This window comes from Streptomyces phaeochromogenes (assembly GCF_001418655.1).
GTDB lineage: Bacteria > Actinomycetota > Actinomycetes > Streptomycetales > Streptomycetaceae > Streptomyces > Streptomyces phaeochromogenes.
In genome coordinates this window covers 20,032-42,486 of sequence record NZ_LIQZ01000038.1, presented here as the reverse complement: position 1 = coordinate 42,486, position 22,455 = coordinate 20,032, and the positions used below count along the sequence as shown (strand labels likewise).

Here is a 22,455-nt window from a genome sequence, read left to right as displayed (position 1 = left end):
GCACCGGCCGTTGTCAGTCGTCTTCGCCACGCTTCTTCGGGCGGCAGGGGGAGCGGATGCACGTACGGGCGCGCCCGAAGAAGCGTGGCGAAGACGACTGACAACGGCCGGTGCCCACTGTTCCCTGATGGGCAAGCGACCGCTTAGTATGCAATCGATACCGGCTGAGGCGCCCCTGAGGTGCGAACAAATCAGACACAGTCCCGTGGAGGCCCGGCATGCAGGCATGGCAAGTGCACGAGATCGGCGAGCCGAGCGAGGTGATGCGGCTTGAGGACGTGGAGCGGCCCACGCCCGGTGACGGCCAGGTCCTGCTCAAGGTGCGCGCCGCGAACATCAACTTCCCGGACGCCCTGATGTGCCGCGGGCAGTACCAGGTCAGGCCGCCCCTGCCGTTCACGCCGGGCGTGGAGATCTGCGGCGAGACCGAGGACGGGCGGCGCGTCATCGCCAACCCGGCGCTGCCGTACGGCGGCTTCGCCGAGTACGCCGTCGCGGACGGCGCCGCTCTCCTGCCCGCCCCCGCCGCGCTGGACGACGCCGAGGCCGCCGCGCTGCACATCGGCTACCAGACGGGCTGGTTCGGACTGCACCGGCGGGCCCGCCTGGAGGCCGGCGAGACGCTGCTCGTCCACGCTGCCGCCGGAGGGGTCGGCAGCGCGGCCGTGCAGCTCGGAAAGGCCGCGGGCGCCAAGGTCATCGGCGTCGTGGGCGGCGCCGACAAGGCGGCCGTCGCCCGAGAGCTGGGCTGTGACGTGGTCGTGGACCGGCGTGCCGAGGACGTCGTGGCCGCCGTGAAGGAGGCCACCGGAGGCCGGGGCGCCGACGTGATCTACGACCCGGTCGGTGGCGACGCCTACACGCAGTCCACCAAGGTCGTGGCCTTCGAGGGCCGCATCGTGGTCGTGGGCTTCGCGAGCGGCAGCATCCCGAGCCCGGGCCTCAACCACGCGCTGGTGAAGAACTACTCGATCCTGGGCCTGCACTGGGGCCTCTACAACACCAAGGACCCGAAGCTGGTCCTGCGCTGCCACGAGGAGCTGACCGAGCTGGCCGCCCGGGGCGGGATCAAGCCGCTCGTCAGCGAGCGCGTACCGCTGAGCGGGGCCGCCGCCGCGGTGCAGCGGGTCGCCGACGGTGTCACCACCGGCCGTGTCGCCGTGGTGCCCGCGCTTGAGAACGGAGCAGCCGGATGAGCGCCGCCGCGAGCAAGGGTGCGACGCCCGACGCCGCCGAACTGCGCAGCCGCACCCAGGAGTTGCTGGCCGCCCACCCGGTGGCGGGCACCGACCGGGTGGACTTCCTCAAGGCCCGATTCGACGCCGGACTCGCCTGGGTGCACTACCCGGTGGGCCTCGGCGGACTCGGTGCGCCGCGTTCCCTCCAGGCCGTCGTGGACGCCGAGTTGGAGGCCGCGGGCGCGCCCGACAACGACCCGCGGCGCATCGGCATCGGCCTCGGTATGGCCGCGCCGACGATCCTCGGCTTCGGCACGGAGGAGCAGAAGAGCCGCTTCCTCAGGCCTCTTTGGGTCGGCGAGGAGGTCTGGTGCCAGCTGTTCAGCGAGCCGGGCGCGGGCTCCGACCTGGCGGCGCTCGGTACCCGCGCGGTGCGGGATGGCGACGACTGGGTGGTCAACGGACAGAAGGTGTGGACGTCCAGCGCCCATCTCGCCCGCTGGGCCATCCTGATCGCCCGTACCGACCCGGACGCGCCCAAGCACCGCGGCATCACGTACTTCATCTGCGACATGACCGACCCGGGTGTCGAGGTGCGGCCGCTGCGCCAGATCACCGGTGAGGCCGAGTTCAACGAGGTGTTCCTCACCGACGTCCGCATCCCCGACGCGCACCGCCTCGGTGAGGTCGGCGACGGCTGGCGGGTCGCGCAGACCACGCTCATGAACGAGCGTGTCTCCATCGGCGGTATGCGCATCCCGCGTGAGGGCGGCATGATCGGCCCGGTCTCCAAGACCTGGCGCGAGCGCCCCGACCTGCGCACCCACGACCTGCACCAGCGGCTGCTCACGCTGTGGGTGGAGGCCGAGGTCGCGCGGCTCACCGGCGAGCGCCTGCGCCAGCAGCTCGTCGCGGGCCAGCCGGGTCCCGAGGGCTCCGGCATGAAGCTCGCGTTCGCCCGCCTCAACCAGGAGATCAGCGGCCTGGAGGTCGAACTCCTCGGCGAGGAGGGCCTGTTGTACGAGGACTGGACGATGCGCCGTCCCGAACTCGTCGACTTCACCGGCCGTGACGCCGGCTACCGCTATCTCCGCTCGAAGGGCAACAGCATCGAGGGCGGGACCAGCGAGGTCCTGCTGAACATCGTCGCCGAACGCGTGCTGGGCCTGCCCTCCGAGCCGCGCACCGACAAGGACGTCGCCTGGAAGGACCTCGCCCGATGAGCGCCCCCGACCTGCTGTACTCGGAAGAGGAAGAGGCGCTGCGCGCCGCCGTCCGCGACCTCCTCACGGACCTCTGCGACGCTCCGGGCGTCATCGCCCGCACGGAGTCGGACCGCCCGCACGACCCCGAGTTGTGGAAGGCCCTCTCGGACGGCATGGGCCTCGCGGGCCTCCTCGTCCCCGAGGCGCTGGGCGGCCAGGGTGCCACGCACCGCGAAGTCGCCGTCGTCGTGGAGGAGTTGGGCCGCGCGGTCGCCCCCGTCCCGTATCTGACGAGTGCCGTCGTCGCGACCGAGGCGCTGCTCGCGTGCGGGTCCGACGAGGCCGCCGAACTGCTCACCGCCCTCGCGTCCGGCCGTACCATCGGCGCACTCGCGGTGGCGCTGTCCGCCGGGCCCGGGGCGCCCTACAAGTCCGTACGCCACGAAAACGGCACTCTGCGCGGGGAGTTGACCGGCATCGCGGACGCGGTCGCCGCGGACGTGCTGCTCGTGCCGGCGGAGGACGGCGGTCTGTACGCCGTGGACGCCGGTGCCGACGGCGTCACGGTCACCCCGCAGGTCTCCCTCGACCTGACCCGGCCGGTCGCCAAGGTCACCTTCGACGGGGCCCCGGCGCGCCTCCTCACCCCGGATGCCACACCGGCCGTACGGCGTGCCCTGCGCGCCGGAGCCGGGCTGCTCGTCTCCGAGCAACTCGGCCTCGCCGACTGGTGCTTGACGGAGACGGTCCGCTATCTCAAGGAGCGCAAGCAGTTCAACCGCCCGGTCGGCGGCTTCCAGGCGCTCAAGCACCGGCTCGCCGCGCTGTGGCAGGAGGTCGTGGGCACGCGCGCCGCGGCCCGCAACGCCGCCGACGCGCTGGCCACCGGGAGCACGGACGCCGATGTGGCGGTCGCCGTAGCCCAGGCCTACGCCGCACCCGTCGCGGTGCACGCCGCCGAAGAGGCGGTCCAGCTGCACGGCGGTATCGGCATGACGTGGGAGCACCCGGCCCACCTCTACCTGAAGCGCGCCAAGGCCGACTCGATCGCGTACGGCACCGCGGGCGCCCACCGCGAGGCACTGGCCGGTCTGGTGGACCTCCAGGCCCCCTGATCTCGCGTTATTCCCGCCCGCCCGTGGCACGAAGGCCCGCTCCGACCCCCCGGACAGGAGCGGGCCTTCGCTTTACCCAACTCCCCCATCATGCATAATTGCGAACTGTTCGCAATAACTGTTGATGTTCATTAGGGGTGGGGGCGGCATGAGGGCCCGATCGATACGAGGCATGGGCACCCTGGCGACGGCCGCCGCTCTGGCGACCGTCGCCTCCGCGTGTTCGGCGCCCAGCGAGGGAGGGAGCGGGGACGCGGCGACCTCGGCCGTCGTCGGCATCGCCTACGAACCGGAGACCCTCAGCCCGCTCCTCGGCTTCGGCAAGGACGGCAACTCCAAGATCTTCGACGGGCTGCTTACCCACGACGCCGACCTGAAGCTGAAGCCCGCACTCGCCGCCGCGCTGCCCGAGGTGAGCGACGATGGCCGCACGTACACCTACGCGTTGCGCGAGGGCGTGAAGTTCAGCGACGGAGAGCCGTTCACCGCGAAGGACGTCGTCTTCACCTACGAGACGATCCTCGACGAGAAGACCAACAACGCCTCCAAGGGCGAGCTCGACGCGATCGAGAGCGTCGAGGCGAAGGGCGACGACACGGTCGTCTTCCGGCTCAAGTACCCCTACGCGCCCTTCGCGGAGCGCACGGTGCTGCCCATCGCGCCCGAGCACATGGCCGGTGGCCAGGACGTCAACACGGGCTCGTTCGGGACCGAGCCCGTCGGTACCGGCCCCTACAAGCTGACCAAGTGGTCCAAGGGCGAGCAGCTCGTCCTGGAGGCCAACTCCGGCTACTGGGGCGGCACTCCGAAGATCGAGCGCTTCACCATGGCGATCATCAAGGACGACGACGTACGCGCCACCCGGCTGCGCTCCGGCGACCTCGACGGCGCGATCCTCCCGCCGAACCTCGCCAAGGCCTTCCGGGGCTCGGGCCAGAAGACGTACGCGGCCAAGAGCTTCGACTACCGCACGGTCACCCTGCCGACCGGCAACAAGGTCACCGGGAACACCGCAGTGCGCCGCGCCCTCGACATCGCGGTCGACCGGCAGGCCATGGTCGACGGAATCCTCGAAGGCGCCGGCAAGGTGGCCTACGGACCCGTCCCGACGGACAGCGAGTGGTTCACCGAGGGCACCGAGCGGACGTACGACCCGAAGAAGGCACGGAAGGTCCTCGACGCGGCCGGCTGGAAGCCGGGCAGAGACGGGATCCGTGTGAAGGACGGCGTCCGCGCGAGCTTCCCGCTCTGGTACGTCTCCGGCGACAAGCTCCGCCAGGACCACGCCCTCGCGTACGCCTCCGACGCCAAGAAGATCGGCGTCGAGGTCGAGGTGCAGGCGGGCACCTGGGAGGTCATCGAGCCGCGCATGCCCAAGGACGCGGTGCTCGCGGGCGGCGGCTCACCGGCCGACCCCGACTTCGACCAGTACCCGCTCCTCAGGTCGGACCTCGCGGGCGACGGCTTCAACAACATGGGCTGGTACGACAACGCCACCGTCGACCGCGCCCTGAAGGCCGGCCGCGAGAGCGGCGACCGGGCCGAGCGCAAGGCCGCCTACGACACCGTGCAGCGCGAGCTGGTGAAGAACCCCGGCTACACCTTCCTGACCCACATCGACCACCTCTACGTGGTCGACGACCGCTTCGGCGACCTGTCCACGCAGGTCGAGCCGCACGACCACGGTCTTGCGGCCGGCCCGTGGTGGAACGTCGAGGACTGGCGGCCGTGAGCCGTCCGCCGTGGGGTCCCATGGCGCGGCTGGCGGGACGGCGGGCCCTGTTCGCCGTCCCCGTCCTCGGGATCGTCACGTTCGGGGTCTTCGCGATCGCCGCGGCCTCGCCGTTCGACCCCGTCAAGGCGTACGCGGGCACGGCCGGACTCAGCGCCTCGCAGGACACCCTCGACCAGCTGCGCGCCAACCTCGGCGCCGACGAGCCGCTCGTCACCCGGTGGTGGAACTGGCTGACGTCCGCCGTGCGGGGCGACCTCGGCGACTCCAGCGCCCTGCGGCAGCCGGTCGCCGACGTGATCGCCGAACGCGTCGGCTGGTCCGTGCTGCTGGCCTCCGCTGCCTTCCTCGTCGCGGTCCTGCTGGGCGGCGCCCTCGGCGTCCTCGCCGCGCGCCGACCGGGCGGCTGGACCGACCGTGCCGTCACCTCGCTCGCGTACACCCTGGAGGCCGCGCCGCCGTTCTGGCTGGGCCTGCTCGTGATGTGGTTCTTCGCCCTGAAACTGGGTGTGCTGCCCGCGGGCGGCCTGACGGACACCGGCAGCACGGTCGTCACGGCCGACCAGGTCGTACGCCATCTCGTGCTGCCCGCAAGCGTGTTGGCCCTCTCGCAGCTGCCCTGGTTCGTGCTGTACGTCAGACAGGGGGTCGGCGACGCACTCCAGGAGGACCCCGTCCGGGGCGCCCGCGCACGTGGACTCGCCGAGCGCACCGTCCTGTTGGGGCATGCCCTGCGCTCAGGAATGCTTCCGGTGCTCACGCTCATCGGCTCGCGCGTGCCCGAACTCATCACCGGCGCACTGCTCGTGGAGACCGTCTTCAGCTGGCCCGGCATCGCCGCGGCGACCGTCGAGGCCGCCACCGCAGTCGACTTCCCGCTGCTGGCCGCACTGACCGTGCTCGCCACGATCGCCGTGCTGGTCGGGAACCTCCTCGCGGACCTGCTGTACGGGCTCGTGGACCCGAGGGTGGGCTTCGATGGCTGAGACGACCAAGGCGACTGGGACGACCGGGGCCAAGGGGGCTATAGGGGTGACTGAGGCCGCCGAGACGGCTACGGCGTGGCGCACGCGGGCGGTCGTACGGCGTTCCACGCGCGTGTGGCGGGTGCGCGGCTCAGCTGCCGTCGTGGCCGTGATCGTGCTGGCCGTGCTCCTCGTGCCGCCCCTCGTCCAGCTCGACCAGCAGGCCGTGGACCTGGCCGCCAAGCTCCAACCACCCTCCCTGGCCCACCCGTTCGGGACCGACGACGTGGGCCGGGACCTGCTGCTGCGCTGTGTCTACGGGCTGCGGGTCTCGCTGCTGGTCGGTGTGGTGGCGGCCGTGGTGTCCACCGTGGTCGGTACGGCCGTCGGCGCGGTCGCGGGCGCGTTCGGAGGGTGGGTCGACCGGCTGGTGATGCGGCTCGTGGACGTGTTCGCGTCCGTGCCGCACCTGCTCCTCGGCATCTTCATCGTCGCCATGTTCCGGCCCGGGGTGTGGCCGGTCGTCGTCTCGGTGGCGCTCACCCACTGGCTTTCGACGGCCCGGATCGTCCGCGCGGAGATCCTTTCCCTGCGCTCCCGCCCGTACGTCGACGCCGCGATCTCGGGCGGCGCCTCGCGCTACCGGGTGGCGGTACGGCATCTGCTGCCCGGCGTACTGCCCCAGGCCGGACTCGCCGCCGTCCTCATGGTGCCGCACGCCGTCTGGCACGAATCCGCCCTGTCCTTCCTCGGGTTGGGGCTGCCCACCCATCAGGCCAGCCTCGGCACGCTGGTGCAGAGCGCGCGCGGCTCGCTGCTCGCCGGGGACTGGTGGCCCACGCTTTTCCCGGGGCTGTGCGCCGTCGCCGCCACCCTGGCCATCGCGGGGCTTGCGGGCGCCTGGCGCGAACGGCTCAACCCGCGAAGCCGATCGGAGCTGATGCTGTGACACCGGAAGCCGATGGCGCGAACGTCCTGTCGGTACGGGGGCTCTCCGTGCGTTTCCGGATGCGCGACCGGGCGTACGTACGGGCCGTCACGGACGTCTCCTTCGACCTCGCGGCGGGGGAGTGCCTGGCCCTCGTCGGCGAGAGCGGCTGCGGCAAGTCAGTGCTCGCCTCCGCGCTGCTGGGCCTGCTGCCGGGCAACGCCTCGGTGGCGGGTTCGGCGCTGCTCGGCGGCGAAGGGCTCGATCTGCTGGCCGCCGACGAGCGTGTGCTCGCCCGGGAGGTCCGCGGGCGGCGCGTCGGACTCGTACCGCAGAGTCCCGCGGCGCACCTCACGCCGGTGCGGACGGTACGGTCCCAACTTGCCGAGGTCGTACGGGAGTTGACGGAGGCTCCCGGAGAGGGCGCGGTGGCCGCCGCCGCGGAGCGGGCCGCGTTCCCCCTGGACCATCTCGACCGCTACCCGCACGAGTTGTCCGGCGGCCTCGCCCAACGGGCCGCCACCGCGCTCGCCCTCGTCGGAGACGCGCCCCTGCTGCTCGCCGACGAGCCGACCACCGGGCTCGACCGCGACCTCGTCGAGCGGACGGTCGACGAACTCCGCCGTCACACCGGGGACCACCGCGCCCTGCTGCTGATCACCCACGACCTGGCGGCGGCCGAGCGGATCGCCGACCGGGTCGCCGTGATGTACGCAGGGCGCGTGGTGGAGATCGCCGACGCGTCCGCCTTCTTTGGTGCACCCGGGCCGCGGCATCCGTACGCACGCGGTCTGCTCGACGCCCTCCCAGAGCGGGAGTTCACCCCGATCCCGGGCATGCCGCCGGAACTCGGCGCGCTCCCGGACGGGTGCGCTTTCGCCGCGCGGTGCGGACGGGTGAGCGAGGCGTGCCGGGTCCTGCCGGAGTTCGTGGCGGGCGTGGCCTGCCATCACGTGGGTCACATGGATGAGGCGGAGGTGGCGCGTGCGTGACCAGGAGGGGCACATGCGTTGTCGGGAGGTGGCGCGTGCTTGAGCTGCGGTCCGTCACGGCCGGGTACGACCGGCGCGCCCCCGTCGTCCGCGGGGTCTCACTGACCGTGAGTGCCGGGGAGGCCGTGGGGCTCCAGGGGCCCAGCGGCTGCGGCAAGTCCACGCTGGCCCGGGTCGCCGCGCTGCTGCACCGGCCCGACTCCGGCGAGGTCGTCATCGACGGCGAGCCGGCCCGCGGCTGGCGCCATCGCGCGCCGCGCTCCCAGCGCACCGCCTTCGGGGTCGTCTTCCAGCAGCCACGCCTCTCGGCGGACCCCCGGCTGCGGCTCGCGGACCTGATCGCCGAGCCGCTCCGGGCCACCGGGCAAACAGCGGACGGCGTACGGGAGTTGGCCGAAACCGTGGGGCTCGGAGCGGACCTGCTGGCCCGCAGGCCCCACGAGGTCAGCGACGGCCAGCTGCAACGGGCCTGTCTCGCGCGGGCCCTCGCCCTGCGGCCTCGCTGGCTCGTCTGCGACGAGATGACGGCGATGCTCGACGCCTCGACCACGGCCGCGCTGGTCGGCGTCGTGGAGACCTACCGGCGGGAGAGCGGGGCCGGACTGCTGGCCGTCGGGCACGACCGGGTCCTGCTGGAGCGGTGGTGCGACCGGACGGTCGGGTGGGCCGAGTTGGCCTCGGTGTGAACGTCCTCCGGAGGCGGTCGGGCGAAGTGAACGCACAACGGCAGTCCGGCCAACTCCCCGCACGGCCCTGCTCCTTGACCCTTGCCAGGACCGATACTCGCTGAGGCCCATACGGCATCTCAGGGAGGCAGACATGGCCCTCACCACCCGTCGCAGAGCCCTCACCACCCTCGCCGCCGCGGTGGCGGGCAGCGTCTCCGTGCCCGCGTACGCGCAGGCGACCGAGGGCGGGCACCGGCCGCGCCCGCTCTGGCGCGCCCACGCACACAACGACTACCTCCACACCCGTCCCCTCCTCGACGCGCTCGACCACCGCTTCGGGAGCGTCGAGGCGGACATCTTCCTCGTCGGGAAGCAACTGCTGGTCGCCCACGACCCGGTCGAACTCGACCCGACCCGAACGCTGGAATCCCTCTACCTCGCCCCCCTCGCCGCCCGAGTGAAGGCCAACCGCGGCTCGGTGTACCGGGGGCAGCGCAAGCCGCTCCAGCTGCTCATCGACATCAAGACCGAGGGCGCGTCCACGTACCTGGAGCTCGACCGCCAACTGCGCCGCTACCGGCACCTGTTCACGACGTACGCGCACGGGCGGGTCTTCCCCGGCGCGGTGACCGCCGTGATCTCCGGCGACCGCGCGGCCCGTGTTCCGATGGAGGCCCAGACCGTGCGGCGGGCCTTCTACGACGGCCGCCTCCTCGACATGCTGGCCCCCGTCCCGGCCCCGGCCTCCTTCATGCCGCTGATCAGCGACAACTGGACGCTCAACTTCACCTGGCAGGGCGTCGGCACGTTCCCCGAGGTGGAGCGCCAGAAGCTGCGCGGCATCATCGCGGCGGCGCACTCCCGAAGGCAGAAGGTCCGCTTCTGGGCCACCCCCGATCTGGCGGGCCCCGCCCGTGACGCGGTCTGGGGCGAACTCCTCGCCGCCGACGCCGACTACTTCAACACCGACGACCTCGCGGGCCTCGAAGCGTTCCTGGACGCCCACAAGTAGGTCCACAACCAGGCCCACGAGCGGGCCTGGCCCAGCGATCACGAACCGACGGGCCCAGCCCAGCGCTTTCACGCGCAGTCAACACACGTTCGGCGGACACGTCAGCCGCCCGGACGAACCCCCCGCTACGCCACACTTGCGGCCGAAAGCCGCGGTGTGGACGTGGCGGAGGAGGTTGACGATGGCCATTTCCATCTCTGTGGTCCTGTTGCTCTTGATCCTTGCGGTGGTGTTCCTCCGCAACGGCGCGCTGAAGCTCTCGCACGCCGTGGTCTGTGTGCTGCTCGGGTTCTATCTCGCGAGCACGAGCATGGCGCCGACCATCCACAACGGGCTCACGGCGACCGCCGACGTCGTCAGCAGCCTCAGGCCGTGAGCCCGCGGCAGCGGTGGGGCGCGCGGATCACGACCGCGAGAACACGCCGATCCCGTTGGGCACCGGCCTCTCCGCCCCGCCGCTGGGATGGTTGCGCACGGTCGCCGTCGTCGAGCCCGGCTCCCGGGCCGCCAGCGTGGTCGAGCCGCCGCCGTCGAGGCTGAAGGCGTCCACGGAACCCAACTCCCGCATGGTGTCGGCGACTTCCGCGATGGTGAGTCCGGTGCGGAACTCGGGGGCCCCGTCCAGCGCGAGCAGCAGGAGCCGACTGCCGCCGTCCGAGATGCCCGCGGCGGTCCGTACCGCCGCGGTCGTGGTGTCGAGACCCGCGAGCGGTTGGCCGCCCCTGAGGACCGGATAGCCGCCGATCACGAACCGGTACGGGATCCTCGACGCGGCAGCCACCAGCCGGTGCCGCACCACGACCCGCTCACCCAGCGACAGCTTCCGCAGCTGCTGGGCGCCCGCCTCCCGGCCGACCAGGACAGTGGTGCCGGAAGCGATGGGTCCGTTGCCGGGTGTGTCGGCCGATGACACGACCCGGCCGTCCTGCACGGTCACCTCATGGGTGTCCGTGCTGCAGGGCGCGGCCCGGTCGGTGTCCGTCCCGCAGGTGGCCCGCACCCGCGAGACGGTGCCCCAGTCCGAGGTGAACGCGCCGACGGAGCCGACCGGCAGCGCGTACTGGTTGAGCCCGCCGAGGGGCAGCCGCGTATCGGCGGTGGCGACCGAACCGTCGAGGGCGAGGCTGTCGAGGCGGGCCCGATGGTCCGTGCCCACGCCGAGTACGTCCCGGGTGCTCGTGCCGGGCGGCAGGGCGGGGCCGAACCGCTGGCCGTCGGGGACCGCCGCCTTGAGCGTGCGCCCGCCCGCGATCGCCGGACCGACGGACGCGCCGGTCGCCTCGACCCCCGGATGCTGGGTCTCGGTGATGTTGAAGAAGTCGCCGTTGACGCCCGCGACGGCACCCTGGGCGTCGGCCAGCCGGGACACGGGAGCCCGTGCCGCCACCGCGCCGGGGTGCAGCAGGTCGACACTCACCCGCGGATTGCGGAGATCGACGCTGAGCACATGGGCGTGCGCCACACCTTTGGAGGCCGGAATGTCGAACTCGGTGTAGCGCACGCCGGGTGCGAGCCGGTGGAAACCCGGCGGGCCGCCGTCCGGCGCGCCACTGGCCGGTGCCGCCCCCGCGAGGGCGGCACCGGCCAGTGCGCTCCATGCCGCTACAACCGTCAGTGCGGTTCTGAGTCGTCCGGTGCGTCGTCTCACGCTGCCCCTGCTCTCTCCGCTGTCTCCTCAAATGGCCCAGGACACAAGGGAGTTCACCACAGAGCAGGTGGCGTGACGACGACTACGTGCCGACGAGACGCGAACGGGTCAGGAAACGCACCCCTTCGGGTGCCTCCAGCGAGAAACCGCTGCCCCTCCCCTCCACCACGTCGACGATCAGCCGGGTGTGGCTCCACACCTCGTACTGGCTCCGCGACATCCAGAACGTCACCGGCTCGTCCACGCCCTCGACGGCCAGCGAGGCGAGCAGCACATCGGAGTCGCCCGTCCGGAACTCGCCCTCCGGGTAGCACATGGGCGCGCTGCCGTCGCAGCAGCCGCCGGACTGATGGAACATCAGCGGACCGTGGGTGGCCCGCAGTCGGCGCAGCAGCTCGGCGGCGGCGGGTGTCAGCTCCACGCGCGGGGCGGATGGGATCACCGTGCATCACTCCTCATCGCTTCGAGGCGTACCGGACCAGGTCCTGCCCGCTGTCGCGGACCCTACCGAGCCCGACGGACGGGCGGCAGGCCCGCGTACGGAGATCGTTCCGGGCCGCTGCCCTCCGTGGTGCGGCGCATGCGTTGCGTCAAGGGGGCTGGTTGATTGATTCACCTTGGGGTTATGTTTTGGTGGCTCGCATCATCCGATCCGTCATCCGACCGGAGGACAGTCGACGTGATCCATCCCCTGCCCGCCGCGTTCGACGGTCCCGGTCTGCCCGTCGACCTGGACGAGGCCGCCCACCGCTGCCTCGTCGCCGGGTTCGACGGGACCGCGAGCGTCCCCGCCACCCTGAAACGGCTCGTCGACCGGGGGCTCGGCGGAGTCATCCTGTTCACCCGCAACGTGCGCGACGCCGAACAGGTGCGCCGGCTCACCGACGAGCTGCGGGCCATACGCCCCGACCTGATCGTCGGCATCGACAACGAGGGCGGCGGCATCGGCCACCTGGTGGGCGCGGGCGCGCCTGACGTCCCAGGCAACTTCGCGCTGGGCGTGGTCGACGACACGGACCTGACCGCCCGCTGCGCCGACGCGCTCGCCGGACACCTCGCCGCCCTCGGCATCACCGCCTCGTACGCGCCGGTCGCCGACCTCCAGCACCACCCGGACAACCCGATCGTGCGCACCCGCTCCTTCGGCGCCGACCCCGAGCTCGTCGGGCGCCACCTGCGGGCGTGGATCACCGCCACCGAGGCCCGCGGAGTCGCCTCCTGCGCCAAGCACTTTCCCGGCCACGGCGGCACCGTGACCGACAGCCACCACGACACCGCCGTCGACCCGCGGACGTACGACGAGCTGCTTCCCGACCTTGAAGCGTTCCGCGCGGCCGTCGCCGCGGGTGTTCCGATGCTGATGAGCGCCCATGTCGTGTTCCCGGCGCTCGACCCGAACCGCCCGGCCACGCTGAGCCGCCGCATCCTGCGCGATCTGCTGCGCGACGAGATCGGCTTCGACGGGGTGCTGGTCAGCGACGCGCTGGAGATGAAGGCGATCGCCGACCGTTACGGAGAGGCGGCCGGGGCCCGGATCGCCCTCGCCGCGGGAGCCGACCAGGTCATCGTCGCCGTACCGGACCTGGAGACCACGCTGGCCTGCCGTGACGCGGTCCTGGGCGCGCTGCGCACCGGAGCGCTGCCCGACGAGCGCGTGTGGGAGGCCGCCGGGCGGGTCCGCCGCCTCGCCGAGCGGTATGCGACGCCGGCCGCCCTGGGCACGGTCGCCGCATGGGACTCCGAGGCAGGAGCGGAGGCCGCCCGCAGGGCCGTACGCGGCCGGTCCGGTCGGCCCCCGGTGTCCGGCGCCCATGTCGTCGACCTGTTCCCGCCGCCGCACCCCGCGCTCAACTGGGGCGGCGAGGACCTGCTGACCGAGCTGCGCGCCGTCGACCCCACGGCCTCGGGAACCGCGGTCACCGGGGAGCCGGCCGACCCGGCGGCCCTCGTCACCGGAATCCTGCGATGGGCCGAGGGCTCCCCGCTGATCGTCGCCACCCACGACGCCGGGCTCCACCCCTGGCAGGCCCGCCTCCGCGACTCCCTGCTGGCCCGTCGACCGGACGCCCTACGGGTCTCCACCGGGCTCCCCGAGGACGGGGACGACCTGTGCTCGTACGGACGGGGCCGGGCCAACCTGCGGGCGCTGGCGGAGGCGCTGGCGGGCGAGTAGGCGTTCGCCGGCGCGCTCCGCCGCCTCGACCGGCTTCGGTGACCGGCCCGATCACGGATTCCGTACGAGATCCGTGATGCCGCGGGCCGAAAGGTGGTCCGCGTCGTCCGCGCGGGAGGCCAGGACCACGGTCGGGCGCACGCCCTGGCTGCGCAGCCACATCCACGCCTCGAAGTACGCGCCGCCCGGACCGGACGCCGACCTGGTGGCGGGTGTGCAGTCCAGGACCAGGGCGAGGTCCCGCGGCTGCGCGGGGCGGGGCTTGGCGCGCACCTCGGCGACGGCGTCGGCGAGCGCGGTGGCGATCGGCTTGGGACGGCCCGCGGAGTCGAAGAGGCCCAGGGTGTACTCCAGCTCCGGGTAGTCGGCCAGGGAGCGGTCCACGTCGTGGGAGCACCACCAGGTCACGCCCCACAGCCCCGCGCACTCGGAGGCGTTCAGCACGGTGGCGCGCGCGAACGCGGGTGCGTCGGCAGCCGGGATGTGCGGCTCGGGCGCACCGGTCTCCTGCGCCCAGACCGGCCGCGTCACGTCCTCGGCGTAGGCCTTGGCGAGCTCCACGCCGTACTCGGCCAGGTGCAGGACCTGCGGCGAGAGAGGGCCGTAACGGCGGGCGCAGTCGCCCGAGAACACCCAGGGGTGGACGGTGGTCAGGTCGCCCTTGCGGGCCGAGGCCTCCGGCGTGAACGGGTGGTCGTCGCCGTACCAGGCCGCGTCGTACGCGGAGTGCGTGACCAGTCGGCCGGGCGGGGCCGCGGACAGACCGTCCCGGGCGGCGGCGAGGAGCGTGTCGAGGTAGTGGTCCACCTCCGCGACCGTCACCGGGTTGTGCTCGACCAGGTTGTTGAGTTCGTTGCCGAGCTGGAGGCCGATGAGGTTCGGCCGGTCGGCGAGAGCCCGCCCGAGGACACGCAGCAGCTCCGCCTGGGCCTCGATGGCCTCGGGGTCCGTGAACACGTTGCGGTGGTGCCAGCTGCGGGTCCACTCCGGATAGAAGTCGAAGCTCGACAGATGGCCCTGCACTCCGTCCACAAGGACGTCGAGACCGGCCTCGGCCGCCAGGTCGACGAGCTGCACCAGCTGGTCGACGGCCGCGCCGCGGATCAGTGTGCGGTTGGGCTGCAGGAGCGGCCAGAGGTGGAAGACGCGGATGTGGTCCAGGCCGAGCCCGGCTATCTGGGCGAGGTCCTCGCGGGCGTGGGCCGGATCGAAGTCGTGCCAGGAGTGGAACCAGCCGCGGCGGGGCGTGTAGTTGACGCCGAAGCGGGGCGCGGGCGCGCTGGAGACGGGGGGAGTGCTGATGGGGTCCTCCTCGGAAACCTGTGCCGACGCGCGGCCGGGGCTTGTTCTGGGCGAATGTATCAACCACCATGGTCGCCAATGAACAATGATTTGAACCAGGATCCGGATCGCGTGCGGAAGCGGGTACCGAAGCGGGCGCGGCATCAGGTGCGGGACCGGGATCTCGTGGTGGGCCTGGACGCCGGCGGTACCCGTACCCGTGCCGTTCTGGCGTCCGCCGTGGACGGCCGCGTACTCGGTCAGGGCGTCGCGGGACCAGGCAACGCCCTGACCGTCCCGGTGCCGCTGCTCACCGAACACCTGGCCGAGGCTGTCGCCCGGGCGGTGCCGGAGCCGGACCGCGCCAGGGTCGTCGCCGTCGCCGGCGGCTTCGCGGGCGCGGCGGAGACCGCCCCGGACGAGCCCGGCCGCCTCAATGCCCTGGCCGCACTCACCGCCGCGCTGCGACGCCTGGGCATCGCGGCGGATTCGGTCGGCGTCAGCAGCGACATCGAGGCGGCCTTCGCCTCCGCGCCCGGCGCCCCGGCCGACGGGCTCGCCCTGGTGGCCGGCACCGGCGCGGTCGCGATGCGCATCAGCGACCGCCGTTGCGCGGTGACCGTCGGCGGTGACGGCTGGCTGCTCGGGGACGACGGCGGCGGCTTCTGGATCGGCCGCAGCGCGGTACGGGCGGCGCTGCGCATGGCTGACGGCCGCGGCGCCCCGACGACGCTGGCCGACGCGGTCGGCCGGGCGCTGGGGGTGCCGGCCGAGGTGCTGCCGTACGCGGAGGACCGGCTGGTCGGAGGCCAGGCTGGCTTGGGTGGCCCGGATGGCCCGGATGGCCCGGATGGCCCGGATGGCCCGGATGGCCCGGATGGCCTGGGTGGTGAGGGCGGCGTGGGCGGTGCCGGAGGCCGGGATGGTGTGGGGAGCCTGAGTGGTGCGGGCGGCTGGGAGGGCTTGGGGAGCCCGGGTGGTGCGGGTGGTCGGGACGGCTTGGGGAGCCCAAGTGGTGCGGATGGCCGGGATGGCTTGAGGAGCCCGAGCGGTGCGGGCGCCCCGGACGGCCTGGGAACCCCGAGTGGTGCGGGCAGCCGCGATGGTGTGGGGAGTCCGCGCGCGAGCGGTCCGAACCACACGGCTGGCCCGGTCAGCGCTGATGCCTCCGCCTGCCCCTCCACCCCCGTCAGTGCCTCCGGCGTCTCCGGGACCGCCCGCGAGCGCCTCCCCGCGGAGCCGGAGTGGTCGCCTGCGCGGCGCGCGGCCTACCGCATGCATCTGCTGCCCGCCGTCATGGCCGAGCCCCCGATCCACCTCGCCCGGCTCGCCCCGCTGGTGGCCGAGGCGGCCCGGCACCAGGACGCCGTCGCGCGGGCGATCCTCGACGAGGCGGTGGACCACCTGCTGGAACCGGTCCGCGCGCTGGCACCCCGCCAGGGCGAGCGGATCGTCGCCACCGGCGGGCTGCTCGGCCCCGAGGGACCCCTGACAGCTCTTCTGAGCGAGCGCCTCAAGGCCCTCGGCCTGACGCTGGACTGGGTGGCGGACGGTTGCGGGGGCGCCGTGGCCCTGGCCCGGCTCGGACACGGCGGCTCGCCACCCTCGTCCCGCACTAGCTGAACCCGCACTACCTGAACCCGGGTCGCTTGAAGCCGAGTGACCTGAACCCGGGCCACCTGACCGGTACGTCCCCGTAGCCCCGTAGCCCCACGCGAGAACCGCACGGAAGGAACGGCCGCATGCCGACTCCGGAACACTCGGCCGCCCGGCCCGAGCGGACACCCGAGGTCTCCCGGGGCCACGACACGCTGAGCCCCCTCTATCTGGACCCGGACGCCGCCGTCGACGACCGGGTGGCCGACCTGCTCGCCCGGATGACCCTGCGGGAGAAGGCCGGCCAGCTCAACCAGCGGATGTACGGCTGGGACGCGTACCGCCGCACACCGGACGGCTTCGAACTCACCGAGGCGCTGTACGCCGAGACCGAGCGCTTCGCGGGCCTCGGCGCCCTGTACGGACTCCTGCGCGCCGACGCCTGGTCGGGCGTCGACCACTCCACCGGCGCGGGCGCGGCCGACGGCGCCACGCTCGCCGACCTGGTGCAGCGCCACGTCATGAATAGCAGCCGCCTCGGCATCCCGGCGCTCCTCGTCGAGGAGGTCCCGCACGGCCTCATGGCCCTGGACGGCACGGTCCTGCCGGTCAACCTCGCCGTCGGAGCCACCTGGGACCCCGAGCTGTACGAGCAGGCCGCCGCCCATGCCGCGGCCGAACTGCGGGCCCGTGGCGGCCACGTCGCCCTCGTCTCCGCCCTGGACCTCGCGCGCGACCCCCGCTGGGGCCGTACCGAGGAGTGCTTCGGCGAGGACCCGTATCTGGCCGCCCGCCTCACCGAGGCGCTCGTGCGGGGCATGCAGGGCCAATCCGGTTGCGCGGACGGGCAGTTCGCCGAGGACAGGGCCGCCGTGGTGCTCAAGCACTTCGCCGGACAGGGCGCCACCGTCGGGGGCCGCAACTCCGCGGAGTCCGAACTCGGGCCCCGCGAGCTTCACGAGATCCATCTCCCTGCCGCATGGGCCGGAGTCCGGGCGGGAGCCGCTGCCGTCATGGCCGCGTACAACGAGGTCGACGGGCTTCCCTGCGCGGGCAACAGGGCCCTGCTCACAGGGCTGTTGCGCGAGCGCTGGGCCTTCGACGGGCTGGTCATGGCCGACGGGCTCGCCGTCGACCGGCTGGCCCGGATCACCGGCGACACGGTCTCGGCGGGCGCCCTCGCGCTCGACGCGGGTGTCGATCTGAGCCTCTGGGACGACGGATTCACGCACCTGGAAGAGGCCGTCGAGCGCGGACTCGTCCAGGAGGACGTGCTCGACGCCGCGGTCACCCGGGTGCTGCGCCTCAAGTTCCGCCTCGGTCTGTTCGAACGGCCTTGGGCCGAGGGCCGGTTGACCGCTCCGTCCCCGGATCGCGGCCGGGAACTGAGCACCGCCCTGGCCCGAGGCGCGGTCACCCTCCTCCACGACGACGGGGGCGTCCTGCCCGTCCGCCCGACGGTGTCCCGCATCGCGGTCCTCGGCCCGCATGCCGCCACCACCGCCCACCAACTCGGCGACTACACGGCTCCGCAGAGCCCAGGCGCCGGCTCCAGCCTCCTCGACGGACTGCGGCGACTCGCCCCGCCCGGAGTGGACATCCGCCACGCCCGCGGCTGCGCCCTCACCGGCGACGACCTGTCGGGGATCCCCGAGGCCATCGCCCAGGCCGGCGTCTCCGACCTCGCCGTGCTCGCGATGGGCGGAAGCAGCGCCCGTACCCCCGAGACCGACTTCGCCGCCAACGGCGCGGCCCTCGCAGCCGTCACCGAGATGACCTGCGGAGAGGGTGCCGACCTCGCGGGACTGCGGCTCGGCAGGGCCCAACACGCCCTGCTGGACGCCGTCGTGGCGACCGGCACCCCGACGGTCGTGGTCCTGGTGCAGGGCCGCCCGCATGCCGTCCCGGAGGCGGCGGAACGCGCGGCAGCGCTGCTCACCGCCTGGTACCCGGGCCCATGGGGCGGCGACGCGATCGCCGAAGTGCTCCTCGGGCACGCCGAGCCGCTCGGGCGCCTGCCCGTCTCGGTTCCGCGCTCGGCCGCCCAACTCCCCGTGCATTACAACCACAAGGACACCGAATACGGGGCCTACGTCGACGAGAGCGCCGAGCCGCTCTACTCCTTCGGGCACGGACTGTCGTACACGAGCTTCGCCTACGGGCCGCCGCTCCTGTCCGGGCACACCGTCACGGTCGACGTCACCAACGCGGGCGAACGGATCGGGCGCACCGTCGTCCAGCTCTACATCCGACGGCTGATCACGCCGGTGTGGCCGCGCACGCTCGAACTGCGTGCCTTCAGGAGCGTCGAGCTCGTTCCCGGAGAGACCCGCACGGTCGTCATCCCGCTCGGCGCCGACCAACTCGCGCAGGTCGGCGCCGACTTGGAGACGGCAGTGCTGCCCGGCACCATGGAGATCCGGGTCGCGGAATCGGCGCGGGCCGCGCTGAACGCCGTACCGGCCGTGCTGCGGATCGACGATTGACGGCGATGGCCGACAGGGGCAGTCGACAGCGACGGCCGGCGGGCCGTCAGAGCTTCACGGCCCCCGACGAAACCCCCTTGTAGAACCACCGCTGGGTGATCACGAACAGCACCAGCACCGGGATGACGGAGATCACCGAACCGGCCATCACCACCCGCTGGTCGTAGCCGAACGACGAGCTCTGCAGCCGCGAGAGACCGAGCGTCAGCGTCATGTGTTCCTCCGAGCGCAGCACGATCAACGGCCAGAGGAAGTCGTCCCAGGCGCTGATGAAGGTGTTGATGGTGACCACTAGGATCGCGCCCCACGCGGACGGCAGATACAGGTACCGGAAGCGTTGCCACTCGCCCGCGCCGTCGAGCATCGCCGAGTCCTCGATCTCGCGTGGCACGGCCATGAACGCGGCGCGCATCAGCAGGACGTTGATGGCGCCGACGAACCCGGGCAGCCACACGCCCACCAGGTTGTCGACCAGGCCCAGGTCGCGGATGCTCAGGAACAGCGACACCATGATCGACTCGAAGGGGAACATCATCGAGGCGATCAGTACGACCCAAACCGCCTTGCGGCCCTTCCAGTTGGGCTTGGAGAGCATGTAGCCGGCCGTGGTCGAGAACAGCAGCTGGCTGCCGACCGACAGGACGACCACGAACATGCTGTTCCTGATGTACGTGGCCACCGGCACCTGGTCGAAGACCGCCCGGTAGGCCCGCAGGGTCGGCTCGTGCGGGAACAGTGAGGCGTTCGCGCCGAAGACGTCCTCGCCGGTGCTCTTCAGCGAGGCCAGCAGCTGCCAGACCAACGGCCCGACGGTGATGCCGAGCACGAAGAGCAACAGCAGGTAGCGGACGACCAGTTCGCGGGGGCGGCCGTAGTCCCGCCAGCGCGGGAGCAGTCTCCTGCGCCGTGCTGTCTCGGTCGCGGTCGAGGTTGCCGTCGCGGTCGTCATGACTCGTCCTCCCTCGTGAGCCGCTGTGCCAGCAGGGTCAGCCCCAGCGTCAGCAGGAACAGCGCCACACTGACCGCCGAGCCGTAACCGGCGTTGCCGGTGATCGGGTCGAGGCCGACGTCCTTGATGTAGAAGGGCAGCGTGCGGTCCGCGCCACCGGGACCGCCGGTGGGACCGCCGAGCATGTAGAGCTCGGTGAACACCCGCAGTGAGCCGATGCCGGTGAGGGTGCCGACCAGCATCATGGCCTGCCGCACGCCCGGCACGGTGATGTGCCAGAAACGACGGACCGCACCGGCGCCGTCCATGGACGCCGCCTCGTGCAGTTCCTTGGGCACGTTCCCCAGCGCGGCCAGGTAGAAGATCATGTACCAGCCGAGCCCCTTCCACAGGGTCAGGCCCATCGCGGAGAACAGGATCAGCCACGAGTCGGACAGGAACGGGATGGCGTCCCTGATCAGATGGGCCTTCTCCAGCCAGGTGTTGATGAGCCCGTCGTCGGCCAGCAGCCACTGCCAGCTCAGCCCCACGACCACACTGGAGGCGAGCACCGGGGTGTAGAAGGCCGAGCGGAAGAAGCCGATGCCGGGCAGGTTCTTCTCCACCAGGATGGCCAGCAGCAGTGGCAGCAGGACCATCAGCGGTACGACGATCAGCGCGTACAGGATGCTGTTGCGGGTCGCCAGCCAGAAGTCCGAGTCGTCCAGCATCCGGGTGTAGTTGTCGAGCCCGACGAAACTCGCGGCGCCGCCGAGCGGCTTGGCGTCGGTGAACGACAGCAGGAGCGTGTTGAGGAACGGGAACACGCCGAAGACCACCGCGCAGACGATCGCGGGGGCGGTCCACAGCCAGGGCAGCCACCAACGGCGGTACAGCGCCGCGCCGTTGGCTCCGGGAGCGGGGCCGGGCAGTACCGCCCGGCCAAGTCGGCGTATGCGGGACGGGGCCGCGCCCGGCACGGAGGCTGTGTGCTCCGCACCGGGCGCAGACGCCGGCTTCGCGGTCTGCGTCGCCACGATCAGCCTGCCTGCTTCAGCAGGTCGTTGGCCTTCTCCTGGGCGTCCTTCACAGCCTGCTCCGGGCTCTTCTTGCCCTGCATGGCCAGCTGCACCTGGGACACGATGGCCTTCTGCACGGCCGGGGAGACGTTGGTCTGGTAGGCGGTGGTGGTCTTGAGCTGCTCGGCGACGAGCTTGCGGGCCTGGGAGAAGGGGTCGCTGCCGGTCGCGTTCTGGAAGAACGGGTCGTCCAGCGAGGTCGTGGTCGTCGGGAAGATCACGACGTTCGGATCCTTGCACCAGGCCGTCTGGTTCTCGGCGTTGGTGAGGAACTTGGCGAACGCGAGCGCCGTGGGAGCGTGCTTGCTGGTCGCGGCGACCGAGATGTACTGAGGGGCGGCCGTGGTGTGGCCGAGCGCGTCGAAGGGCTGCTGGCCGACGCCGGTCTTGGCGTACACCGACGGGCTGTTCTGCTTCACGAAGCGCACGAAGCTCGGGTTCGTCGAACCGTAGGCGACCTGGCCCTGGCTGTACGGCGTGGAGGGGTCGTTGCTGGAGGACAGCGAGTCCTTCGGCATCGCGCCTTCCTTGTACAGCCTCGCCATCCATGCCACCCACTGGGCGGTCCTCGGATCGTCGGCGAAGACGGCCGACTTGCCGTCTGCGGACAGCGTCTTGATGTTCATCTGGTCCCAGTCGGCCGGGATCCGCCAGATCGGGTTGGCCATCGTCGCGAAGTACTTGCCCTTGGCCGACTTGGCGATCTTCTCGTAGTCGGCGAACAGCCCGAACATCGTCTTCGGCGGCTTCGCCGGGTCGATCCCGGCCTTCTTCAGCATGTCGGTGTTGTACGTGAGGAGGACGCCGCCGGTGTACCAGGGCAGCACGGTGTGCGCCGCCTTCCCCGAGGCGTCCTTGTAGGTGCTGGACTTCCAGAACGCCGGGACGAAGGGCTTGGCGGCGTCCGGGTCCTTGACGCCCACGTTCAGCAGGTAACCGGCCTTGGTGAGGGCGGTCGCGGTGGGGGCGTCGATGTTGATCACGTCCGGCATCGTGCAGCCCTGGGCGTCGGCGACGGTGCGTTGAGTGAACGTGCTGTCGCCGGGGTCGTCGATCCACTTGACCGAGGTGCCGGGGTTGGCCTTCTCGAAGTCCTTGATCACCCCGTTGAAGAAGCCTCCGAAGTCCTTCTTCAGGTTGGTCGTCTGGAAAGTGATCTTCCCCTTGACGTCACCGGTGAGTTTGCCCGACCCGACGTTTCCCTCGTCGACCTTGCAACCGCCCGCGGTGGCGCCACCGCCGTCGGAGCCGCCGGACAGGCCGCAGCCTGCGGCCGTCAACGTCACCACGACGAGCCAGGCCAGGGATCCGGTCAGTCTTCTTGCGCGCATTGCTGCCCTCCTGAGACCCAGTCTGCTGCTGGTTCAATTCACCAACTTCGACTCCGATTGATGAAAAGGTGGACCAGAATTCATCGGAGGTCAATGGGTGCTGTGTTGCTTTTAGGTTCCGGACGCGGTCGCTGCGCG

The 22,455-nt window shown here is 71.9% G+C and carries 19 protein-coding genes; 13 read left to right on the top strand and 6 right to left on the bottom strand.

Annotated elements, in window-relative coordinates; genetic code table 11:
* Positions 1–218: 218 nt before the first annotated feature.
* The 10 genes from AOK17_RS06000 (at position 219) to AOK17_RS05955 (ending at position 10,171) form a co-directional block, all read left to right on the top strand.
* Positions 219–1,196: an NADPH:quinone oxidoreductase family protein gene (locus tag AOK17_RS06000; RefSeq protein ID WP_055611245.1), complete on the top strand. Its 978-nt coding sequence runs from the start codon at positions 219–221 to the stop codon at positions 1,194–1,196.
* A complete protein-coding gene (locus tag AOK17_RS05995; RefSeq protein WP_055611244.1) occupies positions 1,193–2,401 on the top strand; it encodes an acyl-CoA dehydrogenase family protein in 1,209 nt (402 codons plus the stop codon). The genes AOK17_RS06000 and AOK17_RS05995 overlap by 4 nt, the downstream gene beginning before the upstream one ends.
* Positions 2,398–3,498 carry an acyl-CoA dehydrogenase family protein gene (locus tag AOK17_RS05990; RefSeq protein WP_055611243.1) on the top strand — a complete coding sequence of 367 codons (1,101 nt, stop codon included), beginning with the start codon at positions 2,398–2,400 and terminating at the stop codon, positions 3,496–3,498. Before AOK17_RS05995 ends, AOK17_RS05990 begins: the two co-directional genes overlap by 4 nt.
* 148 nt (positions 3,499–3,646) lie before the next feature.
* Entirely contained in the window at positions 3,647–5,230 is a 1,584-nt protein-coding gene (locus tag AOK17_RS05985; protein ID WP_055611242.1) for an ABC transporter substrate-binding protein, read from the top strand.
* 20 nt (positions 5,231–5,250) lie between these two features.
* Positions 5,251–6,216 (top strand): ABC transporter permease, encoded by a 966-nt coding sequence (locus AOK17_RS05980; RefSeq protein ID WP_055611241.1) that lies wholly within the window; start codon positions 5,251–5,253, stop codon positions 6,214–6,216.
* The gene (locus AOK17_RS05975) at positions 6,209–7,144 is read left to right on the top strand and encodes an ABC transporter permease (protein WP_079052820.1); all 936 of its coding nucleotides are present in this window, start codon (positions 6,209–6,211) and stop codon (positions 7,142–7,144) included. Before AOK17_RS05980 ends, AOK17_RS05975 begins: the two co-directional genes overlap by 8 nt.
* Before the next feature lie 59 nt (positions 7,145–7,203).
* On the top strand, positions 7,204–8,115 hold the full coding sequence (locus tag AOK17_RS05970; RefSeq protein WP_055611256.1) for an ABC transporter ATP-binding protein: 912 nt from the start codon (positions 7,204–7,206) through the stop codon (positions 8,113–8,115).
* 35 nt (positions 8,116–8,150) lie between these two features.
* Positions 8,151–8,801, top strand: a complete 651-nt coding sequence (locus AOK17_RS05965) for an ABC transporter ATP-binding protein (protein ID WP_055611239.1) — start codon at positions 8,151–8,153, stop codon at positions 8,799–8,801.
* Positions 8,802–8,934: 133 nt separating this feature from the next.
* On the top strand, positions 8,935–9,795 hold the full coding sequence (locus tag AOK17_RS05960; RefSeq protein WP_055611238.1) for a phosphatidylinositol-specific phospholipase C/glycerophosphodiester phosphodiesterase family protein: 861 nt from the start codon (positions 8,935–8,937) through the stop codon (positions 9,793–9,795).
* A 181-nt stretch (positions 9,796–9,976) separates the two neighbouring features.
* On the top strand, positions 9,977–10,171 hold the full coding sequence (locus AOK17_RS05955; RefSeq protein WP_055611237.1) for a hypothetical protein: 195 nt from the start codon (positions 9,977–9,979) through the stop codon (positions 10,169–10,171).
* A 27-nt stretch (positions 10,172–10,198) separates the two neighbouring features.
* On the opposite strand, the gene AOK17_RS05950 is transcribed toward AOK17_RS05955, so the two are convergent.
* Complete coding sequence (locus AOK17_RS05950) at positions 10,199–11,443, bottom strand: phosphodiester glycosidase family protein (protein WP_079052819.1); 1,245 nt, start codon at positions 11,441–11,443, stop codon at positions 10,199–10,201.
* Between the two features lie 82 nt (positions 11,444–11,525).
* A complete protein-coding gene (locus AOK17_RS05945) occupies positions 11,526–11,882 on the bottom strand; it encodes a DUF779 domain-containing protein (protein ID WP_372505305.1) in 357 nt (118 codons plus the stop codon).
* Positions 11,883–12,122: 240 nt separating this feature from the next.
* Between AOK17_RS05945 and AOK17_RS05940 the strand changes: the two genes are divergently transcribed.
* Positions 12,123–13,616: a glycoside hydrolase family 3 N-terminal domain-containing protein gene (locus AOK17_RS05940; RefSeq protein WP_425424597.1), complete on the top strand. Its 1,494-nt coding sequence runs from the start codon at positions 12,123–12,125 to the stop codon at positions 13,614–13,616.
* Between the two features lie 51 nt (positions 13,617–13,667).
* Here the strand turns inward: AOK17_RS05940 and AOK17_RS05935 are convergent, their stop codons facing one another.
* Positions 13,668–14,981 (bottom strand): glycoside hydrolase 5 family protein, encoded by a 1,314-nt coding sequence (locus tag AOK17_RS05935; protein WP_425424596.1) that lies wholly within the window; start codon positions 14,979–14,981, stop codon positions 13,668–13,670.
* 15 nt (positions 14,982–14,996) lie between these two features.
* On the opposite strand from AOK17_RS05935, the gene AOK17_RS53515 reads away from it, so the two are divergent.
* Positions 14,997–16,520: a BadF/BadG/BcrA/BcrD ATPase family protein gene (locus AOK17_RS53515; RefSeq protein ID WP_206190686.1), complete on the top strand. Its 1,524-nt coding sequence runs from the start codon at positions 14,997–14,999 to the stop codon at positions 16,518–16,520.
* 254 nt (positions 16,521–16,774) lie between these two features.
* Positions 16,775–18,979 (top strand): glycoside hydrolase family 3 N-terminal domain-containing protein, encoded by a 2,205-nt coding sequence (locus AOK17_RS05920; RefSeq protein ID WP_245697027.1) that lies wholly within the window; start codon positions 16,775–16,777, stop codon positions 18,977–18,979.
* Positions 18,980–19,025: 46 nt separating this feature from the next.
* Here the strand turns inward: AOK17_RS05920 and AOK17_RS05915 are convergent, their stop codons facing one another.
* From AOK17_RS05915 to AOK17_RS05905, 3 genes are read right to left on the bottom strand one after another with little or no spacing between them, the layout of a single operon-like run.
* Entirely contained in the window at positions 19,026–19,928 is a 903-nt protein-coding gene (locus tag AOK17_RS05915; RefSeq protein WP_055611235.1) for a carbohydrate ABC transporter permease, read from the bottom strand.
* Positions 19,925–20,947, bottom strand: a complete 1,023-nt coding sequence (locus tag AOK17_RS05910) for a carbohydrate ABC transporter permease (RefSeq protein WP_055611251.1) — start codon at positions 20,945–20,947, stop codon at positions 19,925–19,927. Before AOK17_RS05910 ends, AOK17_RS05915 begins: the two co-directional genes overlap by 4 nt.
* The gene (locus tag AOK17_RS05905) at positions 20,947–22,317 is read right to left on the bottom strand and encodes an extracellular solute-binding protein (protein ID WP_055611234.1); all 1,371 of its coding nucleotides are present in this window, start codon (positions 22,315–22,317) and stop codon (positions 20,947–20,949) included. The genes AOK17_RS05910 and AOK17_RS05905 overlap by 1 nt, the downstream gene beginning before the upstream one ends.
* Positions 22,318–22,455: the final 138 nt, after the last annotated feature.

What these genes read in the sequence shown, in the direction of transcription:
- AOK17_RS05995 (WP_055611244.1), top strand. Translation starts at nt 1,193, where the DNA reads ATGAGCGCCGCCGCGAGCAAGGGTGCGACGCCCGACGCCGCCGAACTG.
- AOK17_RS05975 (WP_079052820.1), top strand. Translation starts at nt 6,209, where the DNA reads ATGGCTGAGACGACCAAGGCGACTGGGACGACCGGGGCCAAGGGGGCT.
- AOK17_RS53515 (WP_206190686.1), top strand. Translation starts at nt 14,997, where the DNA reads ATGAACAATGATTTGAACCAGGATCCGGATCGCGTGCGGAAGCGGGTA.
- AOK17_RS05990 (WP_055611243.1), top strand. Translation starts at nt 2,398, where the DNA reads ATGAGCGCCCCCGACCTGCTGTACTCGGAAGAGGAAGAGGCGCTGCGC.
- AOK17_RS05985 (WP_055611242.1), top strand. Translation starts at nt 3,647, where the DNA reads ATGAGGGCCCGATCGATACGAGGCATGGGCACCCTGGCGACGGCCGCC.
- AOK17_RS05960 (WP_055611238.1), top strand. Translation starts at nt 8,935, where the DNA reads ATGGCCCTCACCACCCGTCGCAGAGCCCTCACCACCCTCGCCGCCGCG.
- AOK17_RS05905 (WP_055611234.1), bottom strand. Translation starts at nt 22,317, where the DNA reads ATGCGCGCAAGAAGACTGACCGGATCCCTGGCCTGGCTCGTCGTGGTG.
- AOK17_RS05920 (WP_245697027.1), top strand. Translation starts at nt 16,775, where the DNA reads ATGACCCTGCGGGAGAAGGCCGGCCAGCTCAACCAGCGGATGTACGGC.
- AOK17_RS05970 (WP_055611256.1), top strand. Translation starts at nt 7,204, where the DNA reads ATGCGCGACCGGGCGTACGTACGGGCCGTCACGGACGTCTCCTTCGAC.
- AOK17_RS05980 (WP_055611241.1), top strand. Translation starts at nt 5,251, where the DNA reads ATGGCGCGGCTGGCGGGACGGCGGGCCCTGTTCGCCGTCCCCGTCCTC.
- AOK17_RS05955 (WP_055611237.1), top strand. Translation starts at nt 9,977, where the DNA reads ATGGCCATTTCCATCTCTGTGGTCCTGTTGCTCTTGATCCTTGCGGTG.
- AOK17_RS05915 (WP_055611235.1), bottom strand. Translation starts at nt 19,928, where the DNA reads ATGACGACCGCGACGGCAACCTCGACCGCGACCGAGACAGCACGGCGC.
- AOK17_RS06000 (WP_055611245.1), top strand. Translation starts at nt 219, where the DNA reads ATGCAGGCATGGCAAGTGCACGAGATCGGCGAGCCGAGCGAGGTGATG.